The following is a 17,835-nucleotide window of genomic DNA, read 5'->3' on the forward strand; positions in this document are numbered from 1 at the left end:
ATTAGGGGGCTGTGGAGCATTCAGGCCATATGCCTGCATGCGCACCGAATGTATGCTGTTTTCCACATACATTTGGGCATTTGGGTGCTTGCGAGCACCATGTATGCTGTTTTTCACATACATTGGGTCCATATGCCAGCTTGCGAGCACCATGTATGCTGTTTTTCACATACATTCGAGCCATACGGGTGCTTGCGAGCACCATGTATGCTGTTTTTCACATACATTTGGTTCATATGCCAGCTTGCGAGCACCATGTCTACTGTTTTCCATATTCAAGACAAGAAGCAGCGCCTCTCCATAGTGGAGAAGCGCTGCTTCTTTGTGATCCTTATGTTAACGCTCCTGATTCTCCAGCATGAGATAATAATCGGCGAAGTTCTCCAGCTCCTCCGGCTCCAGTATGGCCAGATGCTCCCCCAGCAGCAGCAGCGACCGGCGCTGCGCTTCTTCCAGCACCTCTTGCCCCTTGCCGGTGATTGTGACGATCACCGCTCTGCGGTCGTTCTCGTCAGGAACACGGGCGATCAGCTCCAGCAGCTCCAGCCGGTCCAGCATGACTGTGACTGCACTGGACTTCACCTCCATCTTCTCCGCCAGCTGAATGACCCGTGCCTGCTGCTCCTGAAAGATCATGTGCAGCAGCCCGAATTGCGGCACGGTGAGTCCCAATTCCTTATGCATTGACATCTGCGACATGATTCTGCGCTGAACCTTCCACATGGATAATCCCACACGTTCGATCAACGGATTGATTTCTTGCGACATTCCTTCAGCTCCCAGTCCGTTCGTTCTGCTTCAAGCGTACCATTATACAGGGTAGACATCCAATATTTTTTTGAATATACAACAGGATTCAACGCTTATTTTGCAATGATTTTTTATACACTATTCATCCATTTCCGACACAAAATATCTTTTTTCTGACGTCTGCTCAAAGGGTAGCGTATGCGCTATAATCGTAGCAGTGAACCCTACAATTCACTTAATCTTTTAGAGTCAGGGCTGGTGATATTTGTTATGAAATTGGCAACAAAATTAACATGGATGATGCTGATTGTATTGCTGTTGGTTGGATCATCCATAGGCTTCTTCGGTTATCATGCTGCTTACAAGCAGATCGATGAAGCCGCAGGCATTGAATTGGTAGGCTGCGCTAATATTACTACCGGCCTTATCGATCCTGCCGACATAACCGCTCTGGCTGCCGGAGATACCCGCAAGCTGACGGCGATCGAAGACCGCATCGGCTGGATCAGTGATCACAAGCCTATTTTCAAAGAAGCCTTCATTCTTTCGCTGGACGGCAAGGTGCTGGCCGCGGACAAAAACTTCAAACAACGAGGATACAAGGCAGGAGACGCCTTCTACTTCTCCGATGAAGATAAAGAAATGATTACAGACATGAAGCATTCCGCTTACTCCAAGGTGTATACCTATCAAGGCACCTCCCTCAAAACCGGCTACGGCCCCATCTATCAGGACCATGACCCGACCAAACCCATCATTGCATTAATGGCGATTAACTTCGACGGCCCCTTAATTCAATCCCGGACGATGGATATCATCACCCAGCCCTTCCTGATCGGCAGCTCGATTCTGATTATTGCCATTCTCGCCGCCTATCTGTTCATCCGCCGGATGGTCAGCCCGCTGACTAAGCTGTCCGCATCCGTCAACACGGTAGCCAAAGGAGATCTTACCCGGGAACCGCTGCTCTTCACAGCCAAGGACGAGATCGGCGAGCTGGCCCGCGACTTCAATGCGATGACCCTCAATCTGCGCAACCTGATCACACAGGTCAACGATACCTCCATGCTGGTTACCTCCTCTTCCCAGGAGCTGTCTGCCAGCGCCCAGGAGACCAACCGGGCCGGAGAGCACAGCGTTAATGTTACCCTGGATTTGGCTGACGGGGCACATACCCAGCTGCAGAATCTGGAAGGCAGCTTCAAGGCGGTACAGGATATGTCGCATTTCATAACCGAAATTGCAGGGAATGCGGACAGCGCGATGAACCAGGCGGCCATCAACTCCCGGAAAGCCCGGACAGGCCGGGAATCGATGGATTCGACAACCTCCCAGATGGCCATCGTGGGTGCAAGCATCTCGGATCTCTCCGGTATTATCGAGACGCTGGGCAGCCATTCCAAAGAGATTGAGAATATCGTCGGCACCATAGCCAGTATTGCCGAGGAGACGAACCTGTTATCCCTCAATGCGGCGATTGAAGCTGCACGGGCCGGAGAAGAGGGGCGCGGCTTCGCCGTTGTGGCAGGCTCTGTACGCAAGCTGGCTGAACGTTCGGCCGGATCTGCCCGCCAGATCGGTGAGCTGGTCAGTCTGATTGTCCAGCAGATGGACAAGGCCGGAGAGACCATGAAGCATTCCACAGCAGAGATGCATCACGGCAAAGAGATGATTATAGCAGCCGGACATTCCTTCTCCGAGATTGAGACCTCCGTCTCTGATATGTCTTCCCACAGCCAGCAGATTTCGGCCACAGTCCGTGAGCTGGCCCTGCTCTCTGAGGGACTTGTCACTTCGATCCAGAAGATCGTGGCGGTCTCCAATCAGACGGCCGAGGGCGCGGAGACCCTGTCCGCCTCGTCCCAGGAGCAGCTTGCAGCCATGGAGGAGGTCGAATCCTCCGCTGCCTTCCTCTCCTCCCTTGCCGAGAAGCTGCAGGTATTGGTCGAGAATTTCAAAGTCTAGGCCGGAGCTTCATTTATGACATTACAGTATTACAAGTGGAAACGGCATTGCCATCCTTTGTAAGGACGGTACCGTTTCAGCGAGAAAGATAAGGATAATAATAGCGCGAAGCATATAAATTCTTATCTTTTGAAAAAGGCTGCCCTGATGTGGAATAATCTCCACCTCCAGGACAGCCTTTTATTCCATAGCAGCCAGGCGCATTATGCCGTATTCTCAATGAACCATTGGCCCAATTCATTAACCGGCATCGGACGGCCGTAATAGTAGCCCTGCATCACCCGGCAGCCCAGCGATTGCAGCAGCTCAATCTGCTCCGTAGTCTCCACGCCCTCCGCCACAACCTCCATGTTCAGATTGCTGGCTATGGCAATGATGTTGCTGATGATCGCTTTCTTGGAATGCATCTTGCTCTTGCGGATGAAGACCTGGTCAATCTTCAGCGTGTTGACCGGAATCTCATCCAGATTCCCGAGCGAAGAGAAACCGGTTCCGAAATCATCCAGTGATACCCTCACTCCCAGATCCCGCAGCTTGGAGAGCTGGGCTACCGTCTCCTCCATATTGTTCATGGCAATCGATTCGGTAATCTCCAGCTCAAGGAAATGCGCCGCAAGGCCCGAACGCGACAGCGCCTCTTCCACAACCTCATACAGGTATCCGCCTTCAAACATCCGCGCCGACATATTGATCGAGACGGCTACACTCGCTACCTCCGCCTTATGCCAGAGCATATTCTGTCCGCACACCTCATGCAGCATCCAGTATGTAATAGGAACAATCAGGCCGGTCTCCTCCGCAATCGGAATGAACTCTGCCGGAGAGATGATGCCATGCTCCGGGTGCCGCCAGCGCAGCAGCGCTTCAAGGCCCACCGTGACATTCAGCAGTGAATCCCATTTGGGCTGGTAGACCACCATGAATTCCGAGCGGGCCAGTGCCTTGCGCAGATCCTTCTCCAGTGACATCCGCCGTACCTGATGGCGGTTCATCTCCAGATCGAACACACTGAATTTATTCTTGCCCGAATCCTTGGAGGTATAGAGCGCCGTATCGGCCGCCTTCATTAGCGCCGAACGGTCGGTTCCGTGCGCCGGAGTCATGCTGATTCCCACACTCGCAGTTACGTACAATTCATTGCCTTCAATGCTGTAAGACTTCTTAAGCTCCTGGAGGATATGCTGCGCCACTTCCTCCGCCGCCAGGGCGGCGCAATCCGGCAGTGCAATCAGGAATTCATCTCCGCCAAGCCGGAATACCTTCCCCTTCCCGCCCACGCAGCGGGTTAACCGGGCAGACACCTCACATAGCAGCAGGTCTCCAATATCGTGCCCCAGCGTATCATTAATCGATTTGAAGCGGTCCAGATCAACAAAAAACACAGCCCCGGAGATCCCGCCGAAGAAATCATCCTTGAAGTAGCGCTTCAGCCCATGCCGGTTCGGCAGCTCGGTGAGCGGGTCATGATAGGCCATGCGCTCCAGCACATCCCTGTCCAGGAAAACAGTGCCGCCGGAGATCGCCAGCACAAACAGGGTAACCAGTGAGATCCCTGTCAGAAGAACCACATCGGTCTCCATCAGCATGGGGGCGGGTGCCTTCCAGCTTAAACCATGCAGGCCGCTTGCTCTCAGACTGGTATAATGCATACCGGTAACCGCCAGGGCAATGAACAATGCTGAATACAGCTTCCAGCGGCTGAAGCCCGTCTGATCCTTGAATCTGCGGAACATTACTATTCCGATATAAGAAGCGGCAAGGGCAATCAGTACCGATACAGCCTGATCGCCAGCCCTGTAATGAAGCTTGCCCTCTATCTCCAGGGAGGACATTCCCGCATAATGCATGAATGATATGCCGCTGCCGAGCAGGCCGCCGCCCGCAAGGAACCGCCAGCTTCTCTGGCGGGGAGCTGTGGCGCTCTGAAGGGCTGCATAGCTGGAGAACATAATAATGAGCAGGGAGAGAGCAGCCATACCCGGATGGTAGCTGGCCTTGAACGGCAGGCGGCTGGCCATAATGCCGACAAAATGCATGGCCCAGATGCCGCCGCCAAGCACACAGGCACCCGAGAGCAGCCAGAGACGTCTGACCCGGCCCGAGGAATGGGAGACCTGTGAAATCAGATTAAGCGCGGAGTACGCTGCTGTGGCAGCAAGCGCATAGGATAGTAATACAATCCAGATATTATAGTGGATTCCCATTTGATCCATAGTTGACCTCTTCACCGGTTTTAGTATCAGCATCGTTTCAGCGTCTAGCTCAAGTTAAAAATCAATATACGGATAGCGGATAAATGGAAGAGTATATAAAGATTACAGGTATTCTCTGAAAACTGACTTTAGCTGTATTTTACCTTGTATTCGCCAGGCTGTCTAAGTAAATACTGGAACTTGGACCCTTTTTTGAACGCCGGCAAAAAATGTCCATATTTGGCCTCAGCCGCCTGCACGAAGGGTTGGTAATCCGCTGTCCTGAGCTCGATCCGGCCGGAAAACCCAGTGCCATATCCAGGCGTTGGCAGCTGCCAGAATTACCATGTAGATGTATATCCCCGCCGGAATTAACGTGAAGACAAAGTGTACCCCGGCCAGACCCGCCAGAATGAACAGCTGCACAAATGCGCTGCCGGTAAATCCCTTACGCTGGGCGGCCTCGTACTTCTCCGAGAACGGGAGCGCCTTCGGGAACGTAAGGAAGCAAATAACGGCATACAGCAGCAGCGCAAGCAGAACGACTGCCATATCAGCAATGATCCATGAGCCCAAAAGGGCGATGAACACCGCCGCCTCCAGCAGAAAGAGCGGAATCAGCAGTTTCACGACCGCTGCCTTCAGCATTCCCCGGTAGACCATAGCCTTCCCCGGCAATGGAATCACCTGGTAGATCCACGCGCCCTTGTAGCTGGCCGAGTAACGGACCATCTGCACAACTGTCATCAGCAGCAGCGCGCAGTAATAGATAAACAGATAGGACTTGGAGCTTCTGACCCCGGCCATATCGCCGCTCCACACCTGATTGAAGATGAAGATAAAGGGAAAGATCAGCGAGAAGCCAATGGTCGGGTATACCCGGAGCTTGAACTCGCGTTCATTCTTCATCATCGACCAGGTGAAGCGGAAGAACTGGGCCTCCGTCCTGTTCCGGCATACGATCTCCGACAGCAGCCGGGCTAGCCGCCCGCTGTCCCGTCCCTCCGCCCCATGCTCAGCCAGCTTCTGGAGACTGCGTTCAAATACCGGCATCAGCCGGATGTAGGCGGCGAACATCACGGCAGGCACTGCCACAGAGAGCGCTGCCAGAATCATCACAGACCGGCTCCCTGATCCGCCGCCAAGCAGCTCGAACGGCGCCCCGAACCAGACCGGGGCCAGCAGATAATGCCACCAGTGGGGCGTGAAGCCCAGGTTCAGCTCCGATAGATTGAACATCCGGCTAACCAGCTGGGCACCGGCAGTGACCGCCACGGACAGAATAATTTGTACATAGTTGATGATGTCCTTGAGCTTTTCCCCGTCGAAGAACCTCAGGATCAGCAGATAGATTAGCGCAGTGAACACCAGAATGAAGCCGTCCATCAGCACAATCTCAGCCGCGTACACCAAGAAGAAGCCCGGTCCGTGCCGGAATAACGAGAACAGCAGCGAAGGGCCGGTGAAGGTCAGCGTTAAGGTCAGCAGATAGATCAGAATATGTAAACTCTTGGCCGTGTTCAGCGTGCGGCGGTCCACCGGCTTGGAGAAGAGGATGTTCTTATCGCGCAAATCCAGCATCACGGTTGAGAAGTCGGAGATCAGCGTCGTGGTGATCAGGAACATCACGATACTGAACAGCAGACTCATCATCAGGATATGGTTATCTCTGGGCGCAACCATGAATATCAGCATCAGCCCCAGCACCAGATAGAGCCACTGTACCTTGAAGGATGAGCCCTCCATCTCCAGCTTGGAATTCTGCGCCCCCGAGAACAGGGTAGGTGTCCGTCTGCCGTCCATCGTCAGCTTGACCTGAAGAATACGGCGCATGACGGCATAGTCGGCTCCCAGGGCCTTGAAGATCCACTGCACCCGGTCAAGCAGCTTCAGAATCCGGAATTCAGTCATGCGCCGCACCCTCGCCAATCACGGCCACGAACTCACTTGCAATATCCCTGTATTGATCGAACCCGGTCAGCTGATTAAAAATCTCCTCCAGCGACCCCTCCCGGCTCTGCTCCCGCAGCTCCGTAAAGGTTCCGTCCGCCACAATACCGCCTCCGTCCAGCAGGATGATCCGGCTGCTGATTCTCTCGACCACATCCATAATATGCGAGGAATAAAAGATGGTCTTGCCTCTGGCCGCAAGCGTGGCGAAGATCTCCTTGACCACCATGACACTGTTGGCATCCAGCCCGCTGAGCGGCTCATCCAGGAACAGAATATCCGGGTCATGCAGCATGCTGGCAATCAGCAGCACCTTCTGCTTCATCCCCTTGGAGTAGGAGGCAATCCGCATATCATAAGCCTTCTCCATACCCAGCAGCCCCATCAGCTTCCGCGCCTTGTCATCGGCATCCGCCTGCCGGAGTCCATACAGCTCACCGGTGAAGGTCAGATACTCCCGCGCCGTCAGGCTGTCATAGAGCTCCGCCACCTCGGGCACGTAGCCGATTCTTCTTTTGTACGCAGTATCCCCGTCCGAGATGTCTCTGCCAAAAATCCGTATGGTCCCGTTGTAGCCCTCCACCAGCCCGAGCATAATCTTGACTGTCGTGCTTTTGCCTGCACCGTTGGGTCCGATGTATCCGATAATCTGCCCGCGGTATACGTTCAGATCAATCCCCCGCAGCACCATCCGGTCACTGTAATTCATCCACAAGCCCTCAATTGAAATCACCGGCTCCTCCGTTAAGCCCATTCACGCCTCTCTCCCTTCGCTAAGCCTGCTCTTGATTCCAGAAACAAAAATTACCATTGATCCTATTCTAGCAAATTTTAGCACTTGATTCCTGTGATTTATCGCAGCCGTTATTCTGCATAAGCCCCAAAATGTCAAAAAGAGCAGCCCTTAGGCTGCTCTTGATGAACTCGCTATGATATCCGAAGAACAAAAATGATTACCTTAAGCTGATCCGCTCACGACTGCGGGCCGACGCAAGGCAGCTCTCGATCAGCCTCATATTCAGCACCGGGTCCTCTTCCGCAATCCAGGGCTTGCCGCTGAAGACGGCTGTGGCGAAGTGGTCGGCCTGCTGGACGTAGGGATTGGCTCCGACAGCTTCCACGCGCCGGGGCTCTTCGCCGCCGTACACGAAGAATTCCGCATCATCGAACCGGGCATTGAACGGCATCGGAACCTCGATCCGTCCCTGCGTACCGAGCACCTCCAGGAGCTGGCGGTTGTACGCCCACATCCCGCAGTCGAAGATCAGGCTCTTCCCGCCGGGAAACTCCACCAGCCCGGAGGCCACCATATCTACATTGTCATGCTCCGGCGAGAACAGCGCTTGCACGGTTACCGCCTCCGGCTCTGTACCGAACAGCAGCCGCGCGGCAGTGAGCGGATAGCAGCCGACATCGTAGAGCGATCCGCCTCCCCAGGCAGAGTTAAAGCGGATGTTGGAGGTATCCGTAGCATCGTTGTAGGTGAACGTGCCGCGGATGGTACGCACCGCGCCGATCTCGCCGCTATTGATAATCACCTGCAGCTCGTTGATGCGCGGATGATGGCGGTACATGTACGCCTCCGCCAAGTGAACTCCCGCCTTGCGGCAAGCTTCCACCATCTCGGCCGCCTCACGGCTGTTCAGCGCAATCGGCTTCTCGCATAAGATATGCTTGCCGGCTTCAGCCGCGCGGATCACCCATTCGCAGTGGAGATGATTCGGAAGCGGAATATAGACCGCATCCACCTCCGGGTCGGCAAGCAGCTCTTCATAGCTGCCATAGGCCTGCTCAATGCCGAACTCGGCGGCTACGCTGCTGCTCTTCGTGAGTCCGCGGCTGGCAACCGCCCGGATCACTCCGGTCTCGGACTCCCGGATAGCCGGCATGACCGATCCTGTGGCGATTTGGGCGCAGCCCATAATTCCCCAGCGAAGCTTCTCTGCCATCTTATCACCTTCCTTATCTTAGTGTGACCCATATAACAGCTATACCCAGCACAAGGATTCTTGCCGCACTCATCAGCACGAAATTCTTGACAGCGAGAATGAAGGTCGTGCCTTTATGCTGCTCCTGATAGAAACGTGCAATATTGCGGCGCAGCGGAATCAGGGTCAGCAGGAGCAGCAGGACCAGAAGCGGATGGACCCCGAGCAGAACGAGCACAATCAGATCGGCAAAAGACACATAATAGAGCAGCTTCCACAGCAGCAGCGCATTCTCCCGTCCGATGTACACCGGCAGCGTGTATCTGCGGTTATCGATATCATCCTCGATATCGCAGATATTGTTCGCCAGCATAATTCCGGCAATGCCCAGAATGGCCGGGACTGAGAACCAGAACAGATACAGTACCTCCAGGAAATTGATATGCAGGCTGATCCATTCCCCCTTCAGCAGCAGGGCCACCACCGCCTGATCCGAATGAATATAGGCCGAGATGAAAATAATGACGAACCCCATGAACAGCCCGGAGAACAGCTCTCCGAGCGGCATCCGCGAGATGGGGATCGGTCCGAAGGAATACAGGATGCCGATCAGGAAGGAGAGTCCCCCGAGCAGAAATACCAGCAGTCCGGTCTGGAATACCAGGGCAATGCCCCCGCCTGCCGCAAGCAGAAGGAGAATGACGATGAGCGCCACCACCGTAGGCTCCTTCAGCTTGAAGCGGACAATCGGATTATGGGTCTCATACCCGTAGCCATGGGTTTTGGCGGCTTTTTTGAAATCATAATAGTTGTTGATCGCTGTTGTCGCCATATCGAAGCTTAAGAGGGACACCAGCATCAGCACGAAGCGCAGGATATAGAAGTCCTCGAACCGGTACAGGGCGTACAGCGTCCCCAGCAGCAGCGGGAGCATACTTGCCACCTTGGTCGGCAGCTCGACAAACTTGAAGAAAGTTCTTATATTCACGGCTATTCATCCTTATCAGTCATATGGGCACGTTACTGTGCGGTGGTTGTAATGGTGACCGGCGACCATTCAGCGATCACTGTCTGTCCGTGCGCCGACACGCTGCCTTCCGGGGTCAGGTCCTTCTCCGTCATGATGCCCAGGGCAATGGTGAAGCTGTTGAACTTCACAGGCACATTCCGCTCGCGCCGCACCTCCCGGCCGTTCACATAGAAGACCGCCTCGTTGTTGCCCCGGTGGTAGGTAATGGTGTACGTATTGAATTCGCGCGGCTTGAAGTCCGTATCCTCCTTGAAAATGCAGAAGTACTTGGTGCCTCCGGTCTCTGGCACGGTAACCCCGGGGAACGGAAGAATGCCGTACACACTGGCGTATTTGTCGTTGCCCGCGAAGAAATCAAGCGCAGCGCCTGTGGTGAAATCCAGCAGGTTCAGCGACACATAGCCGTCATACAGATCCCCCGGAGCCGTACCTTGCGTGCGGGCGCGGATCTGCAGCTCGAAGCGGATCTCACCCTCCTCCGGGACTTCTACCGGCTGAGCCGAATAGTACATATGCTTGGCATTATCCAGAATCTGCACATGATCATGCTGGCGGCTCAGCTGAGCCCGCACGTACAGGTAACCGTTACGCACGATCACAACCGCTTCCGGCTCACGGTACGCCCAGAACGAGCCGTCCGGAAGCTTGAAGCCGCCCGTCTGCCAGACCTTTCCTTCCTCCAGAATCGTATGGAAATCCCCGATCACCGTTTGCTTGCCCTGTACAGCAGGCATACCTTCATTCTCTGGCTGTTGCTTGTCCATGATTTCTCCCGCTTTCTGTAATGTAGTAGAACGGATAAATGACTTAGAATAGACCTTGAATCAGCAGGGCTGCCGTCATGACGGCCCCGCAGCGGACGGATGCGCGCTGTGAGGCACCCATAAGCGGCAGGTAGGCTTCCGAAGGATTCTCCGGCCGGAGGCTGCGGTAGACCCGTATCGGCGCGGCGGCCGTCAGCAGAGCGAGCAGCGCATATACCGGCAGGATCTGAAGCAGCACACATGCAATCAGCGAAGCATAGGCGATGTAGAGCAGTACTTGCGAGAAGATCAGCGCTCTGCGTTCCCCCCAGACCACAACCAGTGTGCGCTTGCCGGCCTGCCGGTCCGCTCTCCAGTGCAGGAAGTGATGATTGAACAGCAGCAGGGTAGTGAGCAGGCCGCTTGGCAGCGACAGCAGCACCGGCTTCAGGCTGAACGTTCCGGTCTGGACGAAATACGCGCCAAGCACCGGCATTAATCCAAAGGCCAGGAAGATCGCAAGCTCACTGTAGCCTTTGCCCCGGTATCCGAACCGCAGCGGCGGAGCCACATAGAAATAGGCGATCAGCGCCCCTCCGGCCACAAACCACAGAATCTCCCAGCCGCTGTAGAAGCTGAGCAGCAGGCCGCAGCCAGCCGCAACGGCCAGCAGTCCCCAGGTCAGCAGGGCAAACAGCGACTCACGCATGACACCCCCGGACAGAAACCCGGAGTTCGTAGAGATGACTCCTGGCGTATGCTGCGCCTCTGTATCCGTTCCGTTGCGGAAATCCCACAGGTCATTCACCATATTGGAGAATAGATGGGCTGCAACCGCACCGATGAACGTTATTGCAAATAAAAACGGATGGAATACTCCCTGCCATACATATGCCCCGGCCGTTCCCAAGACAACCGGTATGAGCATAACGGGGATCACTCCAAACCGTGAGGCTTTCTTAAATAGAGTCCACTTCTCCATCATGCCAACAACTATCTCCTTTTATTATTATTTGATAATGATTATCATTAAATTATTATACATCAAAATTCGACACTTTGGTCAGATTTACGCTGCAAAATATTCCCTATTCGTGGTACACTATAATGGATGGTACTTATTTCCTATTAAGTCTTAAATAATGAAGGGGCTCCGATGAAACTCCGCAAAAAAATAATCATCTTCATTGGTTTTGTCGCTATCTTCGGAATTGGCGTCACCTACCTGTTGCTTCATGTGATTCTGCTAAGCCGTTTCGAGAAGCTGGACGAGGCAGCGCTGGAGCGCAATCTGAGCAAGGCAGTCGCTGCTTATCATCAAGAACTGGATAACCTGAGAACCGGACTCCTTGAGGTTGCCGTCCGGAAGGATACCTACCGGTTCATGGAGACTGCAGCGGCTACGGGCTCTGCCGACTCCGGCAGTGCGGCTGCCGCCTTCATCCGCAGCAGCCTTGAACCGTCTGCTTATCCAATGAATCATTTCGATATGATTGCCCTGCTAGATCTGAAGGGACAACCGCTGTACGGCGGCTCCTATGATCTCTCTGCTGGAGCAGTCACCCCGTTAACCCAGGAGCAGCAGACGCTGCTCAAGCTGGTCCGCAGCCGCCTGCCTGTCCCCGGGTCCCCAGATGTGAGCCGGAGCGGCTTCGTTAATCTGGACAAGGGGACGATGCTAATTACAATGACGCCTATTCTGAGCAGCAGCAAGGACAAGCCGGCCATCGGAACGGCCATTGCCGGACGGATGCTGCATCAGGATGGGATTGCACAGATCTGGGAGGATACCCAGTCCACCATGGAGATGTCGCGTCTCACCACCCCTCTGCTTGCGGACAGCGGAGGCGAACGCATCTGGACCAGCCCTGCCCGAGGCGGGCAGATGTCCATTCACACCATACTGGACGATCTGTTCGATGATCCGGGGATGGTTCTCACTCTGAAGGAGCCTCGCCAGTTCTACAATAGTGGGCTCAAGTCGCTCTCCACCTTCCGTCTGTGCTATTTCATCTCCATTATGCTCATACTGGCCGCCAGCCTGCTCTTCGTGAACCGCTTCATTCTGCGAAGGATGTCTTCACTGGTGCGCAACATCCGCAGGATCGGCAGCAGTAAGGATCTGTCCATCCGGATTCCCAGCTCCGGGCAGGATGAATTCAGCGAAGTGGAGGTGGAATTCAACCGGATGATTGATTCGCTGGAGCAGACCCAGGATGAGCTGCGGCAGCAATCGATGCTGGACCCGCTGACCCGGCTGCCCAACCGCTCACTGTTTTTTGACAAGCTGAATGAAGCAATTGCCGCCGTTAAGGGAAGTGACCGGCAGATCGTCCTGGTCTTCATTGATCTGGATCATTTCAAGACGGTGAACGATACCCTCGGCCATGATTTCGGCGATGCCATCCTGAAGGAGACCGCCTTCCGCATCACTCAGGTGGTCGGCAGCCATGATGTGGTCTCCCGCCTCGGCGGGGATGAATTCACCATTCTGCTCTACGATGTTCCGGATGCCGACAGCATTGCCCGGCAGCTCTCCCGGATTCAGGAGGCCCTCTCCATGCCGCATTCGATCAAGGGACATCTTCTATATAATACCGCCAGCATCGGCATCAGCATTTATCCGCAGAACGGGGAGGATGCCGATTATCTGGTCAAGCAGGCGGACCTGGCCATGTTACATGTCAAGGAGACCGGCCGCAACAACATCTTCCAGTATTCAGAGGATCTGGAAGCAGGCATCCGGCGCAAAAAGGTGCTGGCCCAGCAGCTCCTCTCGGCTGCCGCCGGGAATGAGTTCGAAGTGCACTACCAGCCGATCCTCAGCGCGGGGCAGCTGCAGGTCTCCAAGGTGGAAGCCCTGCTGCGCTGGACCAGCCCTGCTTACGGCAATATCTCACCGGCCGAATTCATTCCGCTGGCGGAGAGCAGCGGCTCCATTGTCGGCATCGGCAGCTGGGTGCTGCGCCAGGTCTGCTCCGACATGCGCGATTTCCGCAGCCGGGGCCTTGAGCTTATAGCCGCGGTGAATATCTCCGCGCTGCAGCTCATGCAGCCGGGTCTGCTGGAGCTGCTCCTGGAGCTGCAGCATGAATATGAGCTACCGGCCTCCAGCCTGGAGCTGGAAATTACGGAGAGTGTGCTCGTCTCCGGGGACGGCATCTTCCTGTCGCTCCAGCAGCTTCGGGCCCACGGGTTCCGCATCTCGCTGGATGATTTCGGCACCGGCTTCTCCTCCCTCAGCTATCTGCGCCGCTTCCCTGTCGATGTGATCAAGATTGACCGCTCCTTCATCTCCGAGATGTCACGCGAGTCTCAAGGAGATGTGCTCGTCAAGGCGATTATCGAGCTGAGCCATAATCTCGGGCTGCGCGTAGTCTCCGAAGGCATTGAGCTTAGGGAGCAATTCGATATGCTGCTGGAGCTGGGGAGCGACGAGCTTCAGGGATACTATATCAGCAGGCCGCTTCAGGCCAGGGCGCTGTATTCTTTTCTGGAGCAGGAACATTATTACACCGGACACAAATGACCACTTCTTTTATAGGCAAGCTACTGGCGTTATGATATGATAGGCAAGCTGATAACAGCACCCGCTCTAGGGTGCTGTTATCCTATGCGAACACTTATGAAAATTGGAGGCTTTCATTGTTATGTCAGCGCAACCGCACACCACTCAGTCCGTCAAAATCGTCACCGCCGACCCCAGCGCCATCGGCTTGTTCGGACTAGCCATCGTTACCCTGGTCGCTTCTTCACAAAAGCTCGAAATCACAACAGGTCTCAGCTATGCTATTCCATGGGCCATCTTCCTCGGGGCCTTCGCCCAGCTATTCGCATCCATCCAGGATGCCAAGCACAACAACACCTTCGGCATGACTGCCTTCGGCGCCTATGCGTTCTTCTGGTTCGGCATGGGGGCAAGCTGGCTGATCAAGCTCGGTGTATTCGGTGCAGTGCTGGCAGAGGGCGTTGATCCCAAGCAGCTGGGATTTGTTTTTGCAGGATATCTTGTGTTCACCCTCTTCATGACGCTCGGCGCCGTTGAGGCGAACCGCGTACTGCTGATCATCTTCATCCTTATCGATTTCCTGTTCCTCGGCCTCTCCATGGATGCCTTCGGCGTCGCTGCGGAGTTCTTCCACAAGCTGGCCGCCGTAGCGGAAATGGCTATCGGTATCGTATCGCTCTACGGCTGCGGCGCAGCAGTACTAAATGCCCATTTCGGACGTACCTTCCTGCCGGTCGGCGCCCCGCTAGGCATCTTCAAAAAATAGCTCCGGCCTTCCTGCCGGTCAGACTATGCCTTTCGCTCCAAAAGCCCGGATAAATACTGACTGCCCCTTTAGGCAGACGGTGTTTATCCGTTTTTGGATTCCGGCGGATTTTGTTAGGAATTCCCTTGCGCAAACACGATAAAAATGACATGCTATAGAGACTTAAGCGACATTTATCGACAATTCCCTGCGGTTTAAGCACCGCTTCTCCTAAGCTTTGACATCTGCGGCTTTCACTTTTCCGGTATCGGGGGCAATCCATGGCTTTCCTTAGTAAAAAGCCTTTGACCATTATCATCGGCTTCATCATCGTCCTGCAGCTCTGCTTGTTCTATTATTATTCTGTGTCCCTGGCCCGGGAATACAGAGCCGAGAAGGCAGATCTGGCCTCACAGGCAGTCATGCTGACCTCGAACATCGAAGAGAAAGTGGCCATTGTGAAAGGTGTCAGCTCCTTTATCCAAACTGTCGGCTTCGATGCCGATCCTGCGCTGGTCCGTAACTATCTGGTCACCGCTCACACCAAGAATACCAGCAACGTCACGAATATCATGATTGCTCCGGACGGCCTGATCCGCTATCTCTATCCGCTTGAAGGCAATGCGTCACTGATCGGCAGAAGTCTGCTGCTGGATTCCTCCCTGGCTTCTCCCGGCATGATCCAAGAAACGCTCCGTTCCCGCAAGATTACGATTGACGGTCCTCGCCAGCTGGCCCAAGGCGGCTATGGCATGGTGATCCGGCAGGCCATCTATCAGGCTAACTCCCTGGAGGGCATCGTCTCTGTCACCGTGAAGATTGACGATATCGTGAACCAGCTTGTGTATAAGGACAGCAATATCTATGTGACCGCCAAGGATCATACCTTCCTGTTCGGCAATGAATCCAGTGCGTTGGACCCGCAGCTTACCGTTCCCGTGAACACCTACAATCAGCACTGGCTGATGGGTGTCTCTCTGCCGTCCCACAAGAAATGGCAGGTGCTGAGCAGCGTGCTGTGGATCGATATTGCCTTTCTGCTTGTAATTGCCTTCATTCTATATATCTTCTGGTATCAGAGCCGCTTCAACCGCGAACTGGAGCGGGTGGTCAGCATTCGGACCCGGGACCTGCGTATTTCCAAGCGTTTGTATGAAAAGCTTGCGCATTACGACAGTCTGACGGAGATCCCCAACCGGCGTTTCTTCATGGATGAATTCGAGCGTCTGCTGCAGAGCTCGGAGCCGACGCAGACCTATACCTTATTCTTTTTCGACCTGAACCGGTTCAAGGAGATCAATGATACGCTGGGCCATTCTACGGGTGATCAGGTCATCAAGACCCTGGCTGGACGGCTGAAATCCGGGAGCCTGCCCTTCAAGCTGTTCGCACGTACCGGCGGAGATGAATTCGTAATGATCTTCCAGAACCTGCCGCACACACAAATTCCGGTAATAGCCGGACAGATCAGCGCCCTGATCTCACAGACCCTGCTGATCTCCGGAGCGCATCTGAGCCTGTCGACCAGCATCGGCATCTCCCTGTACCCCGAGCATTCGCAGAAGACGGACGATCTGATGAAATTCGCGGATATGTCGATGTACCAGGCCAAGTCGCAGGAGGATGCCAATTATTTCATCTTCGACTGGGAGCTGCGCGAGAAGCTGGAGCAGAAGACCATGATCGCCAAATATCTGCACTCCGCCCTGGAGCGGGAGGAATTCGTGCTCTACTATCAGCCGCAGATCAACGCCGTCACAGGTGCAATGATCGGGATGGAGGCGCTGATCCGCTGGAATCACCCCGAGAAGGGGCTGATCGGGCCGGGGACGTTCATCACCGCAGTCGAGGAGGCCGGGCTGATGATCCAGCTGACCGACTGGGTGCTGCGCGAGGTGTGCCGCCAGCTCTGCGAGTGGCGCAGCCTGGGCATGCCGCTGCTGCGGACCTCCATTAATATCTCCAACAGTTGGTTCTACAACCGCAACCTGATCGAGAATCTGCTGGCCGTGCTTGAGGAGTACGGGCTGGATACCAGTGTACTGGAATTCGAGATTACCGAGAGCACCGCGCTGCTGGAGGAGCATTATCCGCTGCTGCAGCAGATGCGCGATCATGGGATCATCGTCTCTATCGATGATTTCGGCACGAAATATTCTTCGCTGAATTATCTGAAGCATTTTCCCGTGAACAAAATCAAAATTGACCGCACCTTCATCACCGGCATCGGCGTCAGCTCCATTGATGAGACCATCATTAAATCCATCGTCTTCGTCGCCTCCCAGCTTGGCTATGACCTGATTGCCGAAGGGGTCGAGACGCAGGAGCAGCTGGCCTTCCTGGTGCAGCATAATTGCCCGCATATCCAGGGATTCCTCTTCTTCCCGCCGCTGCCTGCCGAAGAGATCCGCAAGCTGGCTTCCTGAGCCGGTCAGAATGCTTTGCACGCGGAAACCGGTATCGTTATAATTAGGTTAATTCCGATGTTATCCCGAAAGGATTCTGAGACTATGAATAAATTGACTGCCGGCGAATTGGCCGGAACCGCCCTGTTTGCGCTGATCCTCGCCCTCCTGGCGTACCGCATCATCCGCGGGATGCCGAAGATGGCCGGAGACATTACCGCCTTCCGCAAACGGACCCTTGTCTGGACCCAGGTCGCCCTGGTGCTTACCGTCCTTCAGCTCAACTTCAAGGCCGGGGACTGGCGCTTCGGCATTATTCTGGGCCTGATCGTCCTGTTCACCGGCAGCATCTGGCTGTCCGCCCGCCGCTACGACAACGCCCGCCAGGCTGAGGTTGAACATCGGGATGAGCATTGAGGCATACGGTACGAATTAGTATCAGGGAGCAGAGATAGCGGATTGGAGACAACCTGGAGTAACCCGGCCACCATTCGTCCTAAGCCTCTCTATCCGGATACATTTGGGCCATACGCCTGCGATGAGTACAATGTATGCTGTTTTTAGCATACATTCGGCCATTCGCCTGCGTGCGAGCACAATGTATGCTGTTTTTCGCATA

13 protein-coding genes are annotated in these 17,835 nt (G+C 54.8%); 5 read left to right on the forward strand and 8 right to left on the reverse strand.

Annotation, left to right across the window (positions count from 1 at the left end; genetic code table 11):
• Positions 1–336: 336 nt before the first annotated feature.
• On the reverse strand, positions 337–768 hold the full coding sequence (locus MHH28_RS20465) for a MarR family winged helix-turn-helix transcriptional regulator (RefSeq protein ID WP_405104997.1): 432 nt from the start codon (positions 766–768) through the stop codon (positions 337–339).
• A gap of 252 nt (positions 769–1,020) precedes the next feature.
• Between MHH28_RS20465 and MHH28_RS20470 the strand changes: the two genes are divergently transcribed.
• On the forward strand, positions 1,021–2,715 hold the full coding sequence (locus MHH28_RS20470; protein ID WP_405104999.1) for a methyl-accepting chemotaxis protein: 1,695 nt from the start codon (positions 1,021–1,023) through the stop codon (positions 2,713–2,715).
• A 203-nt stretch (positions 2,716–2,918) separates the two neighbouring features.
• Here the strand turns inward: MHH28_RS20470 and MHH28_RS20475 are convergent, their stop codons facing one another.
• The 7 genes from MHH28_RS20475 to MHH28_RS20505 form a co-directional block, all read right to left on the reverse strand.
• The gene (locus MHH28_RS20475) at positions 2,919–4,928 is read right to left on the reverse strand and encodes a putative bifunctional diguanylate cyclase/phosphodiesterase (protein WP_405105001.1); all 2,010 of its coding nucleotides are present in this window, start codon (positions 4,926–4,928) and stop codon (positions 2,919–2,921) included.
• A 225-nt stretch (positions 4,929–5,153) separates the two neighbouring features.
• Positions 5,154–6,818 (reverse strand): hypothetical protein, encoded by a 1,665-nt coding sequence (locus MHH28_RS20480; RefSeq protein ID WP_405105003.1) that lies wholly within the window; start codon positions 6,816–6,818, stop codon positions 5,154–5,156.
• Positions 6,811–7,611, reverse strand: coding sequence for an ABC transporter ATP-binding protein (locus tag MHH28_RS20485; RefSeq protein ID WP_405105005.1), 801 nt, complete (start codon positions 7,609–7,611; stop codon positions 6,811–6,813). The genes MHH28_RS20480 and MHH28_RS20485 overlap by 8 nt, the downstream gene beginning before the upstream one ends.
• A 199-nt stretch (positions 7,612–7,810) precedes the next feature.
• Positions 7,811–8,806, reverse strand: a complete 996-nt coding sequence (locus MHH28_RS20490; RefSeq protein ID WP_405105007.1) for a Gfo/Idh/MocA family protein — start codon at positions 8,804–8,806, stop codon at positions 7,811–7,813.
• A gap of 13 nt (positions 8,807–8,819) precedes the next feature.
• Positions 8,820–9,773 carry a 1,4-dihydroxy-2-naphthoate polyprenyltransferase gene (locus tag MHH28_RS20495; protein WP_405105009.1) on the reverse strand — a complete coding sequence of 318 codons (954 nt, stop codon included), beginning with the start codon at positions 9,771–9,773 and terminating at the stop codon, positions 8,820–8,822.
• A 32-nt stretch (positions 9,774–9,805) separates the two neighbouring features.
• Entirely contained in the window at positions 9,806–10,579 is a 774-nt protein-coding gene (locus MHH28_RS20500) for a DUF6081 family protein (RefSeq protein WP_405105011.1), read from the reverse strand.
• A 43-nt stretch (positions 10,580–10,622) separates the two neighbouring features.
• Entirely contained in the window at positions 10,623–11,543 is a 921-nt protein-coding gene (locus MHH28_RS20505; RefSeq protein ID WP_405105013.1) for a prenyltransferase, read from the reverse strand.
• Between the two features lie 171 nt (positions 11,544–11,714).
• Here MHH28_RS20505 and MHH28_RS20510 point away from each other — a divergent pair, with 171 nt between their 5' ends.
• The 4 genes from MHH28_RS20510 to MHH28_RS20525 all read left to right on the forward strand — a co-directional run bounded on the left by MHH28_RS20510 (position 11,715) and on the right by MHH28_RS20525 (position 17,633).
• A complete protein-coding gene (locus MHH28_RS20510; RefSeq protein ID WP_405105015.1) occupies positions 11,715–14,087 on the forward strand; it encodes an EAL domain-containing protein in 2,373 nt (790 codons plus the stop codon).
• A 121-nt stretch (positions 14,088–14,208) separates the two neighbouring features.
• Positions 14,209–14,832 carry an acetate uptake transporter gene (locus MHH28_RS20515; RefSeq protein WP_405105017.1) on the forward strand — a complete coding sequence of 208 codons (624 nt, stop codon included), beginning with the start codon at positions 14,209–14,211 and terminating at the stop codon, positions 14,830–14,832.
• 260 nt (positions 14,833–15,092) lie between these two features.
• Positions 15,093–17,237: a putative bifunctional diguanylate cyclase/phosphodiesterase gene (locus MHH28_RS20520; protein WP_405105019.1), complete on the forward strand. Its 2,145-nt coding sequence runs from the start codon at positions 15,093–15,095 to the stop codon at positions 17,235–17,237.
• Positions 17,238–17,321: 84 nt separating this feature from the next.
• Positions 17,322–17,633, forward strand: coding sequence for a hypothetical protein (locus MHH28_RS20525; RefSeq protein WP_405105021.1), 312 nt, complete (start codon positions 17,322–17,324; stop codon positions 17,631–17,633).
• Positions 17,634–17,835 lie beyond the last annotated feature (202 nt).

This window comes from Paenibacillus sp. FSL K6-1217, from assembly GCF_045040735.1.
Taxonomy (GTDB): Bacteria; Bacillota; Bacilli; order Paenibacillales; family Paenibacillaceae; genus Paenibacillus_AQ.